The organism is Microlunatus sp. Gsoil 973 (assembly GCF_009707365.1).
GTDB lineage: Bacteria > Actinomycetota > Actinomycetes > Propionibacteriales > Propionibacteriaceae > Microlunatus.
The window spans coordinates 1987963-2007224 of sequence record NZ_CP046122.1 but is presented as its reverse complement, the minus strand read 5'-3'; the positions used below and the strand labels follow the sequence as shown (position 1 = coordinate 2007224).

The window sequence follows — 19262 nt, the reverse complement described above, 5'->3', positions numbered from 1 at the left end:
TGCCCGGCGTTATCCGTTCGGCCCGCCGGCCGTCGGCACCTAGACTTGGAGCGTTATGTCCACGTCCGCCCTGGCCGAGCCGAAGATCAGTTTCGATCCGGCGCTCCCGATCTCCGCCAGGGCCGATGAGATCGAGACGGCGATCCGGCACCACCAAGTGGTCGTCGTCGCCGGCGAGACCGGCTCGGGCAAGACGACCCAGCTGCCCAAGATCTGCCTTCGGCTCGGCCGGCGCTCGATCGGCCACACCCAGCCACGCCGGATCGCCGCCCGGACCGTCGCCGAACGGATAGCCGAGGAGCTCGACGTTCCGCTCGGTGAGCTGGTCGGCTACCAGGTCCGATTCACCCGCAAGGCCGGTCGGGACACCCGGCTGAAGGTGATGACCGACGGCGTCCTGCTGGCCGAGATCGGCCATGATCGCGAGTTGCGCAAGTACGACACGATCATCATCGACGAGGCTCACGAGCGCAGCCTGAACATCGACTTCCTCCTCGGCTACCTGAAGCAATTGCTGCCCAGGCGTCCGGAACTGAAGGTGATCATCACCTCCGCGACGATCGACACCCTGCGTTTCGCGGAGCACTTCACCGACCGCAACGGACACCCGGCACCCATCGTCGAGGTCTCCGGCCGCACCTATCCCGTGGAGACCCGTTACCGACCACTGGTCGGACAGGCCGGCGAGGGTGCCGGCACCGCCCAGGCCGAGGATCTGGACCAGGTCGACGGAATCGTCCGCGCGGCACGCGAGCTGATGGCCGAGGGGGACGGCGACATCCTGGTCTTCCTCTCCGGCGAACGGGAGATCCGCGACGCCGCCGACGCCCTGCACCAGGCCCAGGTCGCCGGTGCGCGGGAGTTCCGCTTCACCGAGGTGTTGCCGCTGTATGCCCGGCTATCGGCCGCCGAACAACACAAGGTCTTCCAGTCACACACCGGCCGACGCATCGTGCTGGCGACCAACGTCGCCGAGACCTCACTGACCGTTCCCGGCATCCGGTACGTGATCGACACCGGCACCGCGCGGATCTCCCGCTATTCGGCGCGCACCAAGGTGCAGCGGCTGCCGATCGAGCCGATCTCCCAGGCTTCGGCCAATCAGCGCGCCGGTCGCTGCGGCCGTCTCGGCCCCGGCATCTGCATCCGGTTGTTCGCCGAGGAGGACTTCGCCGGCCGTCCGGAGTTCACCGAACCGGAGATCCTGCGGACCAACCTCGCGTCGGTCATCCTGCAGATGGCCGCAGCAGACCTCGGCGACATCGCCTCGTTCCCGTTCGTCGAGGCACCGGATTCGGCGCAGATCACCGAAGGTCTGCGGGTGCTGGACGAACTCGGCGCGATCAAACCCCGACGGGCGACGGACCGGTCTCCGCGGCTGACCCGGATCGGGCAACGACTGGCCGGAATACCGATCGATCCGCGGATGGGCCGGATGTTGCTCGCCGGCGAGCGGCAGGGCTGCCTGCGGGAGATGTTGATCATCGTTTCCGGGTTGTCGGTGCAGGACCCGCGGGAACGCCCGGCCGACAAGCAACAGCAGGCCGATCAGCTGCACCGCCGCTTCTGGGCGCCTATCGCCACCGACGATGATCAGGAACCCGAGCCCGACGGCAGCGACTTCATCGCCATCCTGCGGTTGTGGCGCTATCTGCGGCAGCAGCAGAAGGCGCTCAGCGGGAACGCGTTCCGGCGGATGTGCCGGGACGAGTTCCTGCACTTCCTGCGGATCCGCGAATGGCAGGACCTGCATGCCCAACTGCGGCAGATCACCCGCGAACTCGGCCTCGGCCTGAACGACGAGCCGGCCGACCATGGTCGGATCCACACCGCGATCCTGACCGGCCTGCTGTCCCATGTCGGGCTGGCCGAGGTGATGGAGGACCGGAGGCGGCCGAACCAGTCCGGACGGCAGGGTCGACGCGGTCGGCGGGAGCTCCAGGAGTATCTCGGGGCGCGGAACACCAGGTTCGCGATCAATCCCGGCAGCAGCGTCGCCCGGACGACGCCGCCGCTGGTGATGGCTGCCGAGATCGTCGAGACGACGCGGCTCTGGGCGCGCACCGTGGCGGGGATCGAGGCCCGGCAGATCGAAGAGGTCGGCGGACACCTGCTCAAGCACAGCTACTCCGAACCGCACTGGTCGGCACGCAGCGGTTCGGTGATGGCGTACGAGCAGGTCAGCCTGTACGGCGTGCCGATCATCGGCCGGCGGCGGGTCGCGTACGGGAAGATCAATCCCGCCGAGGCCAGGGAGATCTTCATCCGGTCGGCGCTGGTCGAGGGTGACTGGAAGACCCGGCAGCGATTCTTCGCTGAGAACCAGAAGGTCCGTGCCGAGGCCGAGGAACTGGAGGACCGCACCCGTCGTCGGGATCTGCTGGTCGACGACCAGGTGATCTTCGACTTCTACAACGCCAGGATCCCGGCGGATGTCACCTCCGCGGCACACTTCGACAAGTGGTGGAAGGACGCCCGACAGAAGGATCCGGACCGGCTGACGCTGACTCTGGATGATCTTGTCGTCGACCCGGATGCGGCGCGGATCGACGAGTTCCCCGATGTCTGGACCTCCGGCGACGTGTCCTTCGAGATCGGCTACAGCTTCCAGCCGGGAACGGCCCGGGACGGGGTGAGCATCGAGATTCCGGTCGGGCTGTTGAACCGGGTCTCCGAGGCCGACTTCAGCTGGCAGGTCCCCGGCCTGCGCACCGAACTGGCCACCGAACTCATCCGGTCGTTGTCGAAATCGGTCCGTCGCGCGTTCGTCCCTGCTCCCGAACACGCTCAGCGTGCCCTGGCCTGGCTTGATGATCACCGGGGTCCGACAGGGGAGTCGTTCACCTCGGCGCTTGGCCGGGCCCTGACCGCACTCACCGGAGTGCCCGTGCCGGCCGATGCCTGGCTGTCCAGCCAACCTCCTGCCCACCTGCTGCCGACCTATCTGATCACCGACCGCGGACGGGTTCTGGGTGAGGGCAAGGATCTGGACGAACTGCGCCAGTGGCTGGCACCGCAGGTCAGCAGAACCCTCAACAGGGCTGCGGCGACCGTCACCGTGACCGGCGCCACCGACTGGACCTTCGGTGAGCTCGCCGACCGCATCGAGACAGCCGCGGCTGCCGGTCACAGCCTGGTCAGCTTTCCCGGCCTCGCCGACGAGCAGACCAGCGTCGGCGTCAAGGTGTACGAATCCGCCGAGTTGCGTGATCACTACCATCCACTCGGTCTGCGTCGGCTGGTGATGATCAACATCCCTGATCCGACGAAGTGGGTTGTGGCCCATCTGGGCAACCAGGCCAAGCTCGCACTGGGCGGCAGCCCGTATCCGGGCGTGCCCGCTCTGCTGGCAGACGCCCGCCTGGCATCAGTGGGTGAGCTGATCCGGCGGCACGATCATGACGGGGCCGGCAGCCGGACCCGTGATCAACGAGCCTTCCGCGGACTGTGTGATCTTGTCCGCGCCGACCATGCCGATCGGATGCGTTCGCTGGTCAACGAGACCGCGGTAGCACTTGAGTTGTGGAGCCAGGCCAACGCCCAACTGGATGTTGTGCGTGGTGTGGACGATCTTGCCGCGGCCGACCTGAGGGAGCAGCTGGACAACCTGATCTTTCCGGGATTCCTTGCCGTGACCGACGGTGAACGGCTGCCCGACCTCGGCCGCTACCTGCGTGCGGCGCTGAACCGGATCACCGTGCTGCGCGCCAATCCTGCCCGGGACAGCGCTGGGCTTGCCACCGTCACCCGGGTGGAGGATGCGTACGCCGAACTGGTTGCGGCACTGCCCGACGGCCCGTTGCCGCCCGACGTCGATGCGATCGGCTGGATGCTGGAGGAGCTGCGGGTGAGCCTGTTCGCCCAGCAGTTGCGGACCCGGATGCCGGTCTCGGAAAAGCGGGTGATGACGGCAATCGCCGAGGCCCGACGCAGTCACGGCCTCTGACCGGTATGGGCATACATTGGGTCTCATGTTGGATCCCCGTTCGCTGTATGAGGTCCGCGAGGATGTCGCCAAGGAGATGGTCGGCCAGCACCCCGTATTGATCGTGCAGCTGGATGGATTCATCGATGCCGGACAGGCCGGACGGCTGCTCCGCCGGCATCTGCTGCAACACCTCGACCACGACGTGCTGGTCGAATTCGATCACGACCAACTGCACGACTATCGGTCGCGGCGGCCGATGATGGACTACGACGGTGACCATTGGGCCAGGTACCGGAGCAGGGGATTGCGGATCCACCGACTCACCGACGAGACCGGTGAGGTCTTCCTGCTGCTCAGCGGCCCGGAACCCGACGTGCAGTGGGAGCGCGCCTGCGCGGCCATGATCGCGTTGATCGAGCAGTTCGACGTCCGGCTGGTCGTCTCGCTGACCGGGATTCCTGGCGCGGTTCCACACACCCGGCCGGTCGCGCTGAACGCCCACTCCACCGACCCGGATCTGGTCCGCGACGAACAGGCCTGGTTCGGCAAGGCCGAGGTGCAGGCGAGCTTCTCGGCGATGCTGGAGTACCGGCTCGGTGAGCGGGGGCACACGGCCGTCGGTTTCGAGGCGTTCGTGCCGCACTACCTCACCCAGGCGGCTTTCCCGCAGGCCTCGCTGAGTCTCGGCGTACGGGTCTCCCAGACCACCGGACTCGTGATCGGCTTCGGGCCGTTGGAGGAGGCCGCCGGCAGCAACATGGCCGAGATCGCCGAAGAGGTCGCGGGCTCGGCCGAGGCCCAGGAGATGGTCGGCCAGCTGGAGCAGCAGTACGACTCACTGCGGGCTGACCGCGGCGGTCTGGGTTTCCCGCCGTCGGTGGCCGACGAACTGGGCAGGGTGCCGTCGGCCGACGAGATCGGCGCAGCCTTCGAACGCTTCCTGGCCGAACAGACCGACGACAATCAGGACCATGACGAGGAGCAGGGGGACTGACCTCGCGGGCGGGGCTTGCAGCTCGGCCGCGCATCCTCGCCGCGGTAGGCGTTCCCAGTAGGATCCCGACCGTGCCTGAGTCGCTGGACGAACTGATGGACCTGCTGGAGTTGGAGGAGATCGAAAGCACGCTCTTCCGGGCCAAACAACCCAGGACGCACCTGCAGCGGGCATTCGGCGGACAGGTACTCGCCCAGGCCCTGACGGCGGCAGGACTGACTGTTCCGGAGGGCCGGTATCCCCATTCGCTGCACGGATACTTCCTGCTCGAAGGGCGGATCGACACGCCGATCGTCTATGACGTCGACGCGGTCCGGGACGGAGGTTCGTTCTCCACCCGGCGGGTCAGTGCCCGGCAGCACGGTCATGTGATCTTCTACATGTCCGCCTCCTTCCATAAGGACGAGGAAGGCTGGCAGCACGCGGATCCGATGCCCGACGACGTACCGGCACCACAGGAGTGCCCGTCGATGCCGGAGGTGCTCAGCAGGATCACCGGCGCGCCGGCGTCGAACTGGACCCGGGAGTGGGGAGCGCTGGACGTACGGTACGTCGGCAACTCGGGTCCCGGCGGCGGCCTGAACGACCCGCGGCATCCGGCCCGGGCACGATTGTGGATCAAGGTCGACGGCGCGCTTCCCGACGATCGTTTCCTGCACGACTGCGTGCTGGCCTATTCCAGCGATCTCACCCTGCTCGGTGCCAGCCTGGTGCCTCACGGCGAGGTGCTCGGGTCACCGCGGGTGCGGGCCGCCTCGATCGACCACGCCATGTGGTTCCACCGGTCGTTCCGGGCCGATGACTGGCTGCTGTACGACCAGGTCTCACCGTCGGCGTCCTCCGGACTCGGCCTGGTGACTGCGCGGTTGTTCCAGCACGGCGTACTGGTTGCCGATGTCGCCCAGGAGGGGCTGATCCGCCAGGCCCGGCCCCGAAGCTGAGCACGCCGCTTACCCCGGTCGCCGCCGTTCGAGGGTGATTGACCCGAGTATGCGGGCATGCGAAAGGGCCGGCCACCATATCCCGGGCGTCCGGCCCTTTCGCGTGCTCTGTCGATATCTTGGGTCGAGCTTGTCTTGGTCTCTTCGGTTGACTTGCTGGGTCGACTTTGCTGGGTCGACCTGTTGGTCGGATCCTAGCGGCTGGGCTTCATCGGCCCCTGCTTCGAATACCGGCGTCTGGTGACCAGTTCGGCGACCAACTCGTTCCGCCTGATCCGCTTGACGATCGGACCGACAATCCGCTTCATCATCGTTGACCACCCCGTCATGGGAACGTTGCGTACGCCCCCGTCATGCCGCCAGTGTCGACGCGTTCCGCAGCTTGGCGATCGCGTGCCGCTCGATCTGCCGCACGCGTTCGGCGGTGATGCCCCAGACAGCCCCGATGTCGGCGAGCTTGGCCTGGCGCCCGTCAAGCAGACCATAGCGCCTGCGGACGACGTCTGCGGAGCGTTCGTCGAGTTGGTCGAGCAACGCCTCGAGGCGTTCGTGCTCCTCGGCGTCCAGGAAGACCTCGTCCGGTCCGGGCATCGGCTCCCTTGCGATCAGATCGCCCAGGGCGGTGTCGCCGCCCTCCTCGACCGGAGCGTCGAGGCTGACGTGGTCGCGGCCGTATCGCATCAGGTCGAGCACCCGCTCCGCCTCAACGCCCATCTCGTCGGCGATCTCCTCGATCTCCGGATCACGGCCCAGTCGACGCTCCAAGGTGCGCCGGACCGCGCCGACCTGGTTGACCTGCTCGGCGACGTGCACCGGCAGTCGGACGATGCGGCCCTGCTGGGCGATGCCACGGCTGATCGACTGTCGGACCCACCAGGTGCCGTAGGTGGAGAACTTGAAGCCCTTGGTGTAGTCGAACTTCTCGACTGCCCTGATCAGGCCGGTGTTGCCCTCCTGGACCAGGTCCAGCAGCGGCATCTGCGCGCGGCCGTACTTGCGGGCCACCGAGACCACCAGACGCAGGTTCGCCATCACGAACCGGCGCTGCGCCTGGGCGCCGTCCTGGACGAGGAACTCCAATTCCTCCTCCGTCACGTCGACCGGATTCTTGCCGCGCTCCTTCGGGGACACCTCACCCGCGAGCAGCTTGCCCGCGTACAGACCGAGTTCGATTCGCTTCGCCAGGTCGACCTCCTCCTCGGCGGTCAACAGCGGCGTCTTGGCGATTCCGTCAAGGTAGAGACCGACAGCATCCTTGCCTTCGATGCCCTCGTTGATGCGGCTCGACGTTCTCGTTGCCACTTCTGTCCCCTTTCGTTGGCTACAGATGTGGAACGTTCGGGGGGTGACGGAGGATTCCGCCAGCACCCTGAAGAGTCCCTGAATGTCGCTTCGGGGTGGGTCAACGGCCGTTCCGACGCCCACCCGCTGATGGGTTCTGTACCCCGCCGGACGCCCGTGATGCGAGTCCGGCGATCAACAGGTCGAGACCGAGTTCGAATCCGTCGTCCTGGCGGCTCATCTCCGGCGCCAGCGCGGCCAGCTGGGGAAGCCGGCCCTCCGGTACCACGGCCAGGTATTCCTTGATCCGGCCGATCCGGATCCGCGCCTCCTCGGCGGCGCCCTCGATGCTTCGCAGGCCGCGCTCGTACGCGCCGGCTGCGACATAGAGGGCCAGCGCGTTGGAGCCCGCCAGCACGTCGGCATCGGTGAGCCCGCCGACCCGCAGGATGCCCAGTAGCCGGTCCATCTGGTCGATGACGGTGGGTGTGGTGGGAATCAGGGTCTCCAGAGCGATCCGGGCTATGCCCGGATGGGCCGCCATCGCCGCGGCCATGTCGAGTCCCACCGTCTTCAGCTGCTCGGCCCAGTGCTGGGGGTCGGGATCCGGTACGACCACCGCACGCAGCACCTCGTCCAGCATCAGCTCGCGGAGCTCGGATTTGTCCTGGACGTAGGCGTACAGGGAGGCGGCGCCGGTGTCCAGATCCTGCGCCACGCGGCGCATGGTGACCGCTTCGAGACCCTCCGCTGCGAGCACACCGAGGGCGGTGCGCACGATCAGCTCCCGGCTGAGCGGACGTCGGGTCCGGGTTCTCCCCGAGCGGACCCAGGGCTGCGGCGGGAGCGGGTCAGGGGCCATGAGAACACCGTACGTGACGCGAACGCTGTTTCGGTGTAGAACGGTGTTCGTCAAAACGAACGGCGTTCGTAACCTTGTCCGAGGAGAGTTCCATGACCACACCAACTTCCACGTCCATCCCGACGCCCACCACCGGGTCCGCCGCGTCCGCGCAGTCCCACGCTTCCCAGACACCGGTCCTGATCGTCGGCGCCGGTCTGGCCGGACTGTCGACCGCGATGTTCCTCGGCCTGCACGGCATCCGGTCGGTGGTGGTCGAGCGCCACCGGAGAACCTCGACCCAGCCGAAGGCCCGCGGCCAGGTGCCGACAGTGATGGAGGCCTTCCGCATCGCCGGCGTCGAGGAGGACGTTGCCGACGCCGGCTTTGACACCGCCAAGCCGATGGAGATCGTGATCGGCCCGTCCGTGATGGACCAGCCCTACCAGACGCTGGTCCAGTCGTTCGACTTCGACTTCGCAGCCTTCTCGCCGGTCCGGATGGCCATGGCGAGCCAGGAGGCCGTGGAGCCGATCGTGATGCGCCGTGCCCGCGAGCTCGGCGCCGAGGTCCTTTTCTCCACCGAACTGGCCGGATTCACCGCCGACGATGATCACGTCGTCGCCGAATTGACCGACCTGGTGACCGGCGAACGCCGGGCGGTGCGGGCCGACTACCTGGTGGGTGCCGACGGCTGGCGGACCGGCATCCGACACGCCGCAGGGATCGGAACTCACGGTCACGGATCGCTGTCCAGCTGGGTGGGCACCGTGTTCCGGGCCGACCTGGGCGGCGTGCTGAACGACCGGGAGATGCTCCTGGTCTACCTGCAGAATCCGAAGCTGCACGGAGGAACCGGCGCCTTCACCGTCACCGACGAACCTGGCCGCTACGTGCTCTCGTTCGCCTTCGACCCCGAGCACGAGTCGTTCGCCGATTTCACCGCGGAGGACTGTGTCGAACAGATCCGGACCGCGGTGGGTGATCCTGGGCTGCCGGTCGAGCTGCTCGAGTTCGCCGAGACCGAATTCGCCCATCGGCTGGCCGACCGGTTCGTCGCCGGCCGGGTGGTGCTGGCCGGTGACGCAGCCCATGTGATGCCGCCGACCGGCGGTCAGGGCGGCAACACCGCCGTCCTGGACGGCTTCGACCTGGGCTGGAAACTCGCCATGATCATCAAGGGCCAGGCAGGTCCCGGGCTGCTGGACAGCTATGACGCCGAACGGCGTCGGTACGGCGAATGGATCGCCGAGTACCAGTACCAGAACCTGCTGCACCGGATGACGCCCGGCGGAGCCGACCAGCGGGATCCACATGCCGATCTGGATCCGCTCGACCTGATGTTCGGTGCCCGGGTCGTCGACGGCGCCGTCTGCGCCGAACCGGGCGATGATCATGGATTCATCGAGTCACCCACCGCGGCCGGCGGCCGGCCGGGGTCCCGGGCGCCGGAACTCCGGCTGCGGGCCGGGACCGGCACACGATCGGTTCTCGACCTGTTCGGCCGCGGCTTCGTCGTTCTCACCGCGGATCCCGCCTGGCTCACCGCTACGGCGACCGTCGCCGACTGTCTCGGTGTACCGGTCGACGTGCAGGTGCTCGGCGAGGACGACGTCGTCGAGCCGTCGGACGGCTGGACCGACCGCTACGGAATCGGTCCACGCGGCGCATCGCTGGTCCGGCCGGACCGGTTCGTCGCCTGGCGAACCGCCGATCCGGCCGACCCGGCCGCCTTGGAAGCGGCACTGCGCACCATTCTGCGTCGCTGAGACCTACTGCCGGCCGAGAACGATCATCCGGCGATCTGGTCGATCAACCAGGCGTACTCGAACGCGATCTCCTTCCATCCCTGATAGCGACCGGAGACACCACCGTGTCCCGCCTGCATCTCGGTCTTCAACAGGATCGGTCGGTCCGGCCCGTTCGTCGCCGTGTGTCGCAGGGCCGCGATCCACTTCGCCGGTTCGGTGAACAACACGCGGGTGTCGTTCAGGCTGGTGGTCGCCAGGATCGCCGGATAGTCCTTGGCCTCGACGTTCTCGTACGGGCTGTAGGACTTCATGTAGGCATAGATCTCCGGATCGTGCAGTGGGTCGCCCCACTCCTCCCATTCAGTCACCGTCAGCGGCAGTTCCGGCATCAGGATCGAGGTCAGCGGGTCGACGAACGGCACCCCGGCATGGATCGCCCGGAAGGCGTCCGGTGCCAGGTTGGCCACCGCGCCCATCAACAGCCCGCCGGCGCTGCCGCCCCGAGCCACCAGCCGATCGGCCGAGGTGTAGCCGGCCGAGACCAGGTAGCGGGCACAGGCGACGAAGTCGGTAAAGGTGTTGATCTTGGTCGTCGTCTTGCCGTTGGTGTACCAGGCCCGGCCAAGCTCGCCACCGCCGCGGATGTGTGCGATGGCGTACACGAAACCGCGGTCGAGCAGCGACAGCCGGGCGATCTGGAAACTCGGGTCCATCGAGATCTCGTAGGAGCCGTAGCCGTAGATCAGCGCCGGTGCGCTGCCGTCGCGCGGTGTGCCCTTCGGGTAGACGATCGAGATCGGGATCCTGGTGCCGTCCTCGGCGGTCGCCCACTCCCGCACCTGGACGTAGTCCTCCGGCCGGTACGGGCCCTTGGTCGGATGATCAAGAACCGGAGTGATCTTGCGCAGGATCAGCGCGCGGTCGGCCACCCGGTAGTCGTAGATCGAATTCGGGGTGATCATGGACGTGAACGACAACCGGACCAGGCCGGCGTCGTACTCGGTGCCGGAGTGCGGTCCCACGGTGTACAGCGGCTCGTCGAAGTCGATGTCCCAGCCCCGACCAAGATCGCCGGCCACGTCACCGGATGGCTCCCGGGGAATGATGTGGACGCCGGTCAGACCGTCGCGGCGCAGGCCGACCACGACGAAGTCCCGGTACGCGTCGACGTCCTCCAGCCGAACGCCGGGCCGCTGGTCCAGGACGGTCCGCCACTGATCGTGGCTGGTGGCATCCAGCGGTGCCTCGGCCAGCTTGAAATCTTCGGCGCCGTCATTGTGCAAGATCAACAATCGGTCACCTGCGGGCTCCACCTCGTATTCGACGCCCTGTCGGCGAGGGGCGACCACGTGGGCCGGCGTGGTGGGATCGGAGGTGGGCAGCAGCCGGACCTCCGTGGTCAGTTTGCTGCCCGCATGGATCAGGATCCACTCCTGGTCGCGGCTGCTGCCGACACTCACCCAGAACCGCTCATCGGGTTCGACGAAGACCTCCGGGTCGGTGGCCGGCTCGGTGCCGAGCTGGTGCCGGAGCACCTTGAACGGCCGCCACGCCTCGTCGGCGCGGGTGTAGAACAGGTGGTCATCACCGGCCCAGGCCACACCGTAGGCGATGTCGTCGATCACGTCCGGGAGCCGTTCGCCGGTCGTCAGATTCTTCAACCGGAGTTGGAATCGCTCGTTGCCGGTCAGGTCGACGGCATAGGCCAGCAACCGACCGCCGGGGGAGACGCTGAACGCACCGAGCGAGTAGAACTCGCTGTTCCCGGCCTCGGCGTTGCCGTCCAGCAGTACCTGCTCGCCGGGGATGTCGCTCTCGACATCAGGCGGCGTTTCGGCGTCGGTCGCCGGCGCCCGGCAGAAGACCGGATACTCCGCGCCCTCGATGGTGCGTCGGTAGTACCAGTAGGCGGAGGAGTTGCCGTCGGTGTCCGGCCGGTGACTGCTGAAGGAAGGGACGCTGAGATCGGTCTCCTTGGTCCTGGAACGGATGTCGTCGAAGATCTCCTGGCGCAGCGCGTCGATGTGCCCGGTCTGTTGCTGCGTATAGGTGTTCTCCGCTTCCAGGTAGGCGATGACCGCCGGATCGTCCTTGTCCCTGAGCCACTCGTACGGGTCGTCGAAAGTGTCGCCGTGGTGGGTGCGGAGGAAGGATCGACGCTCGGCGAGCGGCGGCTCGCCTACGTTGTGAGAAGTCGAAGTCTGCATCTGCTGGTCGGTCACCCGCTCAGGCTAATGGCCGCGCGACCGGTGTGTGGCTCAGAGGGCTCGCAGGGTCAGGATCTGCTCGGCGCGGCCGACCGCACCAGCCGCGTCGTGCAGCGTGGTGGAGGTCAGGCCTATCCCGTCCGGACCCCAGATCGATCTGCTGTCCAGCCCGACCCAGCGGGCTGCGTCCTGATCCGGGCGGTCCGGATCGGTGCCTCCGAGATCGGTGAAGGTCGGCGCGCGGAAGTAGTGGATGGTCAGGTCGATGTTCGGAAAGGCCCACTGCCGCGGATCCTGTCGGGCGGCCACCCCGTTCGCGGTGTCCACCAGGGTGGTGAACGTCACAAGATCGGACACCTGCTCGCCCTCTACCAGGTCCAGCGGTGTCCGCAACCAGGCCCGGGTGCGACCCGGGACCGACGCCGGATCGACCCGGAACTCCACACTGTCGATGTAGCCGCCACCCCAGAACTGATCGGCCCGCCAGGGCGGCCAACCGTCAAGCCCGGGCATCGGGTCGGGCGTGCCGCCTGCCACCGCCGACGTGTCGGAGGTGGCCAGCCGCCAGCCGGTGGCGCGGATCGCCGGTCGACCGTTGATGATCATCCTGGCCTCGAGCATCTCGATGGTGCGCCCCGGCCTGATGATCTCCACGTCGACCTCGAGGGGCTCGGCGCTGATCACACCGAGGATCTCGTAGCTGATCCGGCACAGCTGAAGATCATCGCGCGGGTGTGCGGTCTCCAGGGCGTACGCCAACAGGCCCGAAGCGGGACCCATGTGTTGTTCGGTCTCCCTCCAGGCGCCCTGGGTGTGCCGGGTCGGTTCGAAATTGTTCGTCCCGACACGGCGGTAGTAACCGGCGTTCGTCACCGTCCGAGCCTAGATCCGGCCGGTTGTGGGTAAGGATGGGGTCATGGGTGACGACGTCGAAGAGCAGCGGTTCACCCGTGCCGATCGCACCAGGCACCGGGAGAAGGTCCGGGCCGGGCTCGAGGTGCTGGCGCGGATGGTCGCCGAAGATCGTTTCGAGGCCGAGCGCCCGATGAGCGGACTGGAGGTCGAGCTGAATCTGATCGACGACCGGTTCGAACCGGCGATGCAGAACGCCCAGGCACTTGCCGCGATCGCGGCGGAGGAGTTCCAGACCGAACTTGGCCGTTTCAACCTGGAGATCAACGTGCCGCCCCGGGTGCTCGCCGACGGGGGTCTGAGCTGGTTCGAGGACTTCCTGCGCAGGGCGATGGTCGAGGCAGATCAGAAGGTGAGCGGCGCGCGGCTGGTGATCATCGGCATCCTGCCGACGCTGCGGCCGGAACACGCGATCATGGAGAACCTCTCGGCCAACCCGCGGTTCGCTCTGCTGAACGAGCAGGTGCTGCAGGCGCGGGGAGAGGACATCGTGATCAACATCGACGGCCAGGAGCGGTTGCGACTGGTGAGCGATTCCGTGATGCCGGAAGCGGCCTGCACCTCGACCCAGGTCCATCTGCAGGTCAGTCCGGACGACTTCGCGCCGTACTGGAACGCGGCGCAGGCGATCGCCGGCGTCCAGGTGGCCGTCGGGGCGAATTCCCCGTACGTCTTCGGGCGGCGGCTGGTCGATGAGTCGCGGGTCCCGCTGTTCCTGCAGGCCAGCGACACCCGCAGCGATGATCTCAAGGCCCAGGGCGTACGGCCGCGGGTCTGGTTCGGTGAGCGCTGGATCTCTTCGGTCCACGACCTCTTCGAGGAGAACTCCCGGTTCTTCGCGCCGCTGCTCCCGGTGATCACCGACGAGGACCCTGCCGCTGTCCTGGACGCCGGAGGCACTCCGCGACTGGACGAACTCCAGCTGCACAACGGCACGGTCTATCGCTGGAACCGGCCGGTCTACGACCCGGCGGGCGGAAAACCGCACCTGCGGGTGGAGAACCGGGTGCTTCCGGCAGGTCCGACCGTCGTCGACGTGCTCGCCAACGCCGCGTTCTTCGCGGGTCTGGTGCGGGCGCTCGCGGAGGCGGACCGGCCGGTGTGGACCCAGTTGGACTTCCGCACCGCGGCGGCGAACTTCGAAAGCGGCGTGCGGCACGGGATCCTCTCCGAGGTGGTCTGGCCAGGGGTGGGGGAGGTGCCGGTCACCGACCTGGTGCTGCGCAAGCTGCTGCCGATCGCCTACGACGGGCTGCGGCGGTGGCGGGTACCCGCTGACGAGGCCGATCGGCTGCTGGGGATCATCGAAAAGCGGTGCCTGTCCCGGGTCAACGGGGCAACCTGGCAGACTGCGGCGGTAACGCGGCGGGAGGAAGCGGGGGATGATCGGGACACGGCGCTGCACGGGATGCTTGCCGAGTATCGGGACCTGATGGCGGCCGGGGACCCGGTGCACAGTTGGCCGGTCGACTGAACGGCAGGTTGAACGGCAGGGTGAACGGCTGTATTGCACGGCTGGGAGGAGCAAGGCATGACGGGAAGCGATCGGACTCCGGGTACTGGCTCGGTGGCCTCCACCATCGTCGTCGGCTACACGGCCAAACCCGAGGGACGGGCCGCCCTGCAGCGAGCCATCCGCATCGCCCGCGCCGGCGCCGCCAAGATCGTCATCGTGCACACCGCCCCCGGCGAGGAATTGGCCGGGCTGGATGAGGAGATGACGGCCACCGGTGTGCCGTACCGGATCCACCAGGCGCCCGATGTGTTGGATCCGGCCGAGGAGTTGATCAAGGTTTCGGAAAGCTCCCCGGACGCGATCATCGTCATCGGATTGCGTCGCCGTTCGCCGGTCGGAAAACTGTTGCTGGGCAGCAATGCCCAACGGGTGCTGTTGGACGCCTCGTGTCCGGTCCTGGCGGTCAAGGCGGAGGCCGGAACCCGTTGATCGGGGTACCTGCCGCGACCTTTTGGGCGCGCGGGTAACGTCTGGCCCGACACGTCGGTTCCGAATCAATGCAGCCCGATTTGGGTTGGCGTGTCAGAATACTTTGCGGAGCAGGGGTTGACTTCTGATGGCCTGGCCCTGCCCTAAAGTCAATAGCTCTGCAAGGCAGAGCAATCCCGATGCATCCGTACCGGTAAGCGAGAGGTTCTTGTGACACCCACCTCCAATGCCCGACCGGCCGACGGACGCGCGTCCGCGGCGACCTCGGCCGCCAGCAAGATCGACGCGCCTGTCAAGAAGGCCCCTGCAAAGAAGACGTCGAAGTCGACGGCCCGCAAGGCTCCGCTGAAGGCGGTGACCGACGCTCCGGTGGACGAGGAGGTCAGCACCGACGACGCGGCAGGCAACGGTCGTACGGCCGGGAAGACGGCCAAGACCACGTCCAGGACCGCGGCCAAGAAGGCCCCGGCCAAGAAGGCGACAGAGAAGTCAGCCCGCGGGCGCAAGGGCAAGGAAGAGGAGGTCTCTGTCGAGGTCGACGGTGACGATGTCGTGCTGACGGTCGCGGGCAAGAAACGCAGCCTCGACGACGTCGACGAATCCGGCTTCGACCAGGCCGAGGAAGGCAAGCTCGAGAAGGAGCTCGTCGAGGACCAGGGTTTCAGCCTGTCCGACGCCGACGACGCCGACGAGCCCGAGCAGCAGGTACTGGCAGCCGGTGCCACCGCCGACCCGGTCAAGGACTACCTGAAGCAGATCGGCAAGGTCGCGCTGCTGAACGCCGAGCAGGAGGTCGAGCTCGCCAAGCGCATCGAGGCCGGTCTGTTCGCCGAGGAGCAGCTCGCCTCGTCCGACGCGAAGATCAAGGATTCCCAGCGCGCCGACTACGAGTGGATCGCCGAGGACGGCCGACGCGCCAAGAACCACCTGCTGGAGGCCAATCTCCGTCTGGTGGTCAGCCTGGCCAAGCGGTTCACCGGCCGCGGCATGATGTTCCTGGATCTGATCCAGGAAGGAAACATGGGCCTGATCCGTGCGGTCGAGAAGTTCGACTACACCAAGGGCTACAAGTTCTCCACCTATGCCACCTGGTGGATCAGGCAGGCGATCACCCGGGCGATGGCCGACCAGGCCCGCACCATCCGCATCCCGGTGCATATGGTCGAAGTGATCAACAAGTTGGCCCGGGTGCAGCGGCAGATGCTGCAGGATCTCGGCCGCGAACCCACTCCGGAGGAGCTCGCCAAGGAGCTCGACATGACCCCGGAGAAGGTCGTCGAAGTGCAGAAGTACGGCCGCGAGCCGATCTCGCTGCACACCCCGCTCGGCGAGGACGGCGACTCCGAGTTCGGTGACCTGATCGAGGACTCCGAGGCGGTCGTGCCGGCCGACGCTGTCGGCTTCACGCTCCTTCAGGAGCAGTTGCACGACGTGCTGGACACGCTCAGCGAGCGGGAGGCCGGTGTGGTGTCGATGCGCTTCGGCCTGACCGACGGCCAGCCGAAGACCCTGGACGAGATCGGCAAGGTCTACGGCGTCACCCGAGAACGGATCCGGCAGATCGAGTCCAAGACGATGTCCAAGCTGCGGCATCCGTCGCGGTCCCAGGTGTTGCGGGACTATCTGGACTGACCAGTTCCTGACGAGAACGGCTCTTCTCCCACGCCGGAGGAGGGCCGTTCTTGGTTCTCACGGATGCCGGAAAAGCGCGCCGCCGCGACCTCCTCAACCGGAGATCGCGGCGGCGATCAGATATTCACGGGCGGCCGTACTTCTGAACTTCCGGCCGGCCGCAGGTCAGCTGATCCGAGACGTTTCGTCGTGGATCTTCAGCGCAACCTGCCTCAACTTGTCGGCATGCTCCTTGCCATGGTGAGCACAGAACAGAAGCTGGGAACCACCAGGCATGGTGACGCGTACGTAGGCCTGCGCGCCGCAACGGTCGCACCGGTCCGCCGCCGTCAGGGCTGCGTCGTCGATGACTGAAGTGCTCACGATGGCCTCTCTTTCTCAGATCCTCCCGGTCGCCCGGGTGATCGCGCCTGCTTCACGCTTTCGGACTTACCACCAGTAAACAGCCGACCGGTCGAACTTAGTTCCACTGTTGGACCCAAATTCATGAAGGTTCGGTTACAACGATCACGGTTTGACCGCTGATCCGGTTCAACCGGTGGTTGGTCGGGCCGCCATCGCCTGGCAGTCTCTACGTTACCCGGCGAAGGCCCGTCCTCACGCGGCATTCCGCGGTCTGGTGCGTCGTGTTCGTTCGCTCGTGGAGAACCGGTGACCACCGGCGGTGCCTCCGCCGAACACCGACGCGCTGCGGGTAATCTCGCGGGGTGCCCACAGCGAGAAAGACTGCAGGACCGGCTGCCGAGAGTCGGGATTACGAGGCCCGGCATCTTTTGGTGCTCGAAGGACTCGAGGCGGTACGGAAACGCCCCGGCATGTATGTCGGGTCGACCGACACCCGCGGCCTGATGCACTGCGTGTGGGAGCTGATTGACAACACCGTCGATGAGGCGTTGGCCGGTTTCGGTACCGAGGTCGAGGTGTCGCTGAATGCCGACGGCAGCATCTCGGTCAGTGACCACGCGCGTGGCATGCCGGTCGACACCGAGCCGCGGACCGGGCTGAGCGGCGTCGAGGTGATCTTCACCCGGCTGCATGCCGGCGGCAAGTTCGGCGGAGGGGCGTACAACGCGGCCGGTGGTCTGCACGGTGTCGGTTCCTCGGTGGTCAACGCGTTGAGCTCGCGGCTTGACGTCGAGGTCGACCGCAACTCAGCCACCTGGGCGATGTCCTTCCAACGCGGCGTGCCGGGAACGTTCGCCGGGCCGGGCGAGAACGCCAAGTTCACTCCGAGCAGCGGGCTGCGGAAGGTCGGCCGGGTCAAGAAGGGCGTCACCGGCACCCGGATCACCTTCTGGCCGGACCGGCAGATCTTCCATCGCGATGCCGCATTGTCGATCGACGAACTCAAGGCGCGGTTGCGGCAGACCAGCTTCCTGGTGCCGGGACTGGCGCTGACGATCACCGACGCCCGCAAGGTCGGTGAGAACGGCGACGAGCCCCAGACCGAGACCTTCAAGCACGACGGCGGGATCACCGAGTTCTGCGAGTTCCTCGCCGAGGACGACGGCATCACCGACGTGATCCGGCTGCAGGGGACCGAGCAGTTCACCGAAACCGTGCCGATGCTGGACGATGACGGTCATATGACCCCCACCGACGTCGATCGTGATCTCGAGATCGACATCGCTGTGCGCTGGGGCAAGGGGTACGAGACCAAGATCCAGTCCTTCGTCAACGTGATCGCCACGCCCAAGGGCGGCACCCACGTGCAGGGTTTCGACCGCGCCCTGACCCGGACCTTCGACAAGGCGCTGCAGGGCACGCGGTTGCTCAAGAGCAACGACGAGGTGACCAAGGACGACATCCTCGAGGGCATGACCGGCGTTGTCACGGTCCGGCTGGCCGAGCCGCAGTTCGAGGGCCAGACCAAGGAGGTGCTCGGCACGCCGGCGGTCACCCGGCTGGTCGGCAAGGTCGTCGAGCGCGAATTGCTCGGCTTCCTGACCTCGACCAAGCGGGACGCCAAGGCACAGGCCCGTACGGTGCTGGAGAAGGTCGTCTCCGCCTCGCGCGCCCGGGTGGCGGCCCGGCAGCACAAGGAGGCCCAGCGGCGCAAGAACGCCCTGGAGTCATCCACTCTGCCGCCGAAGCTGAAGGACTGCCGCAGCACCGACGTCGACCGCTGTGAACTGTTCATCGTCGAGGGCGACTCGGCGCTTGGTACGGCACTGGCAGCGCGGAACTCCGAGTACCAGGCGCTGCTGCCGATCCGCGGAAAGATCCTGAACGTCCAGAAGGCGTCGATCGGGGAGATGCTGAAGAACACCGAGTGCGCCTCGATCATCCAGGTGGTCGGGGCCGGCTCCGGACGGACCTTCGATCTCGATGCGGCCCGCTACGGCAAGGTGATCTTCATGGCCGACGCGGACTCCGACGGCGCTCACATCCGTACGTTGTTGGCGACGCTGTTCTTCCGCTACATGCGGCCGATGGTCGAGGCGGGACGGGTGTACTCGGCAGTGCCTCCACTGCACCGCTTCGAGCTGACGAACCCCAAGAAGGGGATGGACAAGTACATCTACACCTACTCCGATCCGGAGTACCAGCGTAAGGCGGCGGAGTTGACCAAGAAGGGGGTCAACTACAAGGAACCCCAGCGATACAAGGGACTGGGCGAGATGGACGCCCGACAGTTGGCGGAGACGACGATGAACCCGAAGCACCGATTGCTGCGCCGGCTGACCGTCGACGACGTGGCGGCCGCGGAGCTGACCTTCGAACTGCTGATGGGCAACGAGGTCGCCCCGCGGCGGGAGTTCCTGGTCGAGGGCGCCTACCAGGTGGACACTGCGACGATCGACGCCTGATCGGGTCGCCCCGGGACAGA

At 66.9% G+C, this 19262-nt stretch carries 13 protein-coding genes; 8 read left to right on the top strand and 5 right to left on the bottom strand.

All coding sequences use genetic code 11. From position 1 onward, the window contains the following. The first annotated feature begins 55 nt into the window (after positions 1 to 55). The 3 genes from hrpA (at position 56) to GJV80_RS09385 (ending at position 5863) form a co-directional block, all read left to right on the top strand. Positions 56 to 3946 (top strand): ATP-dependent RNA helicase HrpA, encoded by a 3891-nt coding sequence (hrpA, locus tag GJV80_RS09395; protein WP_154687679.1) that lies wholly within the window; start codon positions 56 to 58, stop codon positions 3944 to 3946. 25 nt (positions 3947 to 3971) lie between these two features. After that, positions 3972 to 4922 carry a PAC2 family protein gene (locus GJV80_RS09390; protein WP_154687678.1) on the top strand — a complete coding sequence of 317 codons (951 nt, stop codon included), beginning with the start codon at positions 3972 to 3974 and terminating at the stop codon, positions 4920 to 4922. Between the two features lie 71 nt (positions 4923 to 4993). Beyond that, positions 4994 to 5863 (top strand): acyl-CoA thioesterase II, encoded by an 870-nt coding sequence (locus GJV80_RS09385; RefSeq protein ID WP_154687677.1) that lies wholly within the window; start codon positions 4994 to 4996, stop codon positions 5861 to 5863. Between the two features lie 351 nt (positions 5864 to 6214). Here the strand turns inward: GJV80_RS09385 and GJV80_RS09380 are convergent, their stop codons facing one another. Beyond that, a complete protein-coding gene (locus GJV80_RS09380; RefSeq protein ID WP_154687676.1) occupies positions 6215 to 7165 on the bottom strand; it encodes an RNA polymerase sigma factor RpoD/SigA in 951 nt (316 codons plus the stop codon). A 100-nt stretch (positions 7166 to 7265) separates the two neighbouring features. Beyond that, the gene (locus tag GJV80_RS09375) at positions 7266 to 8006 is read right to left on the bottom strand and encodes a TetR/AcrR family transcriptional regulator (protein ID WP_154687675.1); all 741 of its coding nucleotides are present in this window, start codon (positions 8004 to 8006) and stop codon (positions 7266 to 7268) included. Between the two features lie 92 nt (positions 8007 to 8098). Here GJV80_RS09375 and GJV80_RS09370 point away from each other — a divergent pair, with 92 nt between their 5' ends. Then, a complete protein-coding gene (locus tag GJV80_RS09370) occupies positions 8099 to 9754 on the top strand; it encodes an FAD-dependent monooxygenase (protein WP_154687674.1) in 1656 nt (551 codons plus the stop codon). A 23-nt stretch (positions 9755 to 9777) separates the two neighbouring features. On the opposite strand, the gene GJV80_RS09365 is transcribed toward GJV80_RS09370, so the two are convergent. Next, positions 9778 to 11958, bottom strand: coding sequence for a S9 family peptidase (locus GJV80_RS09365; protein WP_370518830.1), 2181 nt, complete (start codon positions 11956 to 11958; stop codon positions 9778 to 9780). A 36-nt stretch (positions 11959 to 11994) separates the two neighbouring features. Continuing rightward, positions 11995 to 12816, bottom strand: a complete 822-nt coding sequence (locus tag GJV80_RS09360; protein WP_230208297.1) for a thioesterase family protein — start codon at positions 12814 to 12816, stop codon at positions 11995 to 11997. 43 nt (positions 12817 to 12859) lie between these two features. Here GJV80_RS09360 and GJV80_RS09355 point away from each other — a divergent pair, with 43 nt between their 5' ends. The 3 genes from GJV80_RS09355 to GJV80_RS09345 all read left to right on the top strand — a co-directional run bounded on the left by GJV80_RS09355 (position 12860) and on the right by GJV80_RS09345 (position 16432). Continuing rightward, the gene (locus tag GJV80_RS09355) at positions 12860 to 14329 is read left to right on the top strand and encodes a glutamate--cysteine ligase (protein WP_154687673.1); all 1470 of its coding nucleotides are present in this window, start codon (positions 12860 to 12862) and stop codon (positions 14327 to 14329) included. Between the two features lie 57 nt (positions 14330 to 14386). Further along, positions 14387 to 14800 (top strand): universal stress protein, encoded by a 414-nt coding sequence (locus GJV80_RS09350; RefSeq protein ID WP_154687672.1) that lies wholly within the window; start codon positions 14387 to 14389, stop codon positions 14798 to 14800. Positions 14801 to 14983: 183 nt separating this feature from the next. Continuing rightward, positions 14984 to 16432, top strand: a complete 1449-nt coding sequence (locus tag GJV80_RS09345) for an RNA polymerase sigma factor (RefSeq protein ID WP_154687671.1) — start codon at positions 14984 to 14986, stop codon at positions 16430 to 16432. 165 nt (positions 16433 to 16597) lie between these two features. On the opposite strand, the gene GJV80_RS23195 is transcribed toward GJV80_RS09345, so the two are convergent. Further along, entirely contained in the window at positions 16598 to 16795 is a 198-nt protein-coding gene (locus tag GJV80_RS23195) for a hypothetical protein (protein WP_195909260.1), read from the bottom strand. Between the two features lie 344 nt (positions 16796 to 17139). On the opposite strand from GJV80_RS23195, the gene GJV80_RS09335 reads away from it, so the two are divergent. Further along, positions 17140 to 19242 carry a type IIA DNA topoisomerase subunit B gene (locus tag GJV80_RS09335; protein WP_154687669.1) on the top strand — a complete coding sequence of 701 codons (2103 nt, stop codon included), beginning with the start codon at positions 17140 to 17142 and terminating at the stop codon, positions 19240 to 19242. Positions 19243 to 19262 lie beyond the last annotated feature (20 nt).

Bases quoted from the DNA above. Each gene is read 5' to 3' on its own strand.
- GJV80_RS09390 (WP_154687678.1), top strand. From the start codon at position 3,972: ATGTTGGATCCCCGTTCGCTGTATGAGGTCCGCGAGGATGTCGCCAAG.
- hrpA (WP_154687679.1), top strand. From the start codon at position 56: ATGTCCACGTCCGCCCTGGCCGAGCCGAAGATCAGTTTCGATCCGGCG.
- GJV80_RS09350 (WP_154687672.1), top strand. From the start codon at position 14,387: ATGACGGGAAGCGATCGGACTCCGGGTACTGGCTCGGTGGCCTCCACC.
- GJV80_RS09355 (WP_154687673.1), top strand. From the start codon at position 12,860: ATGGGTGACGACGTCGAAGAGCAGCGGTTCACCCGTGCCGATCGCACC.
- GJV80_RS09375 (WP_154687675.1), bottom strand. From the start codon at position 8,006: ATGGCCCCTGACCCGCTCCCGCCGCAGCCCTGGGTCCGCTCGGGGAGA.
- GJV80_RS09370 (WP_154687674.1), top strand. From the start codon at position 8,099: ATGACCACACCAACTTCCACGTCCATCCCGACGCCCACCACCGGGTCC.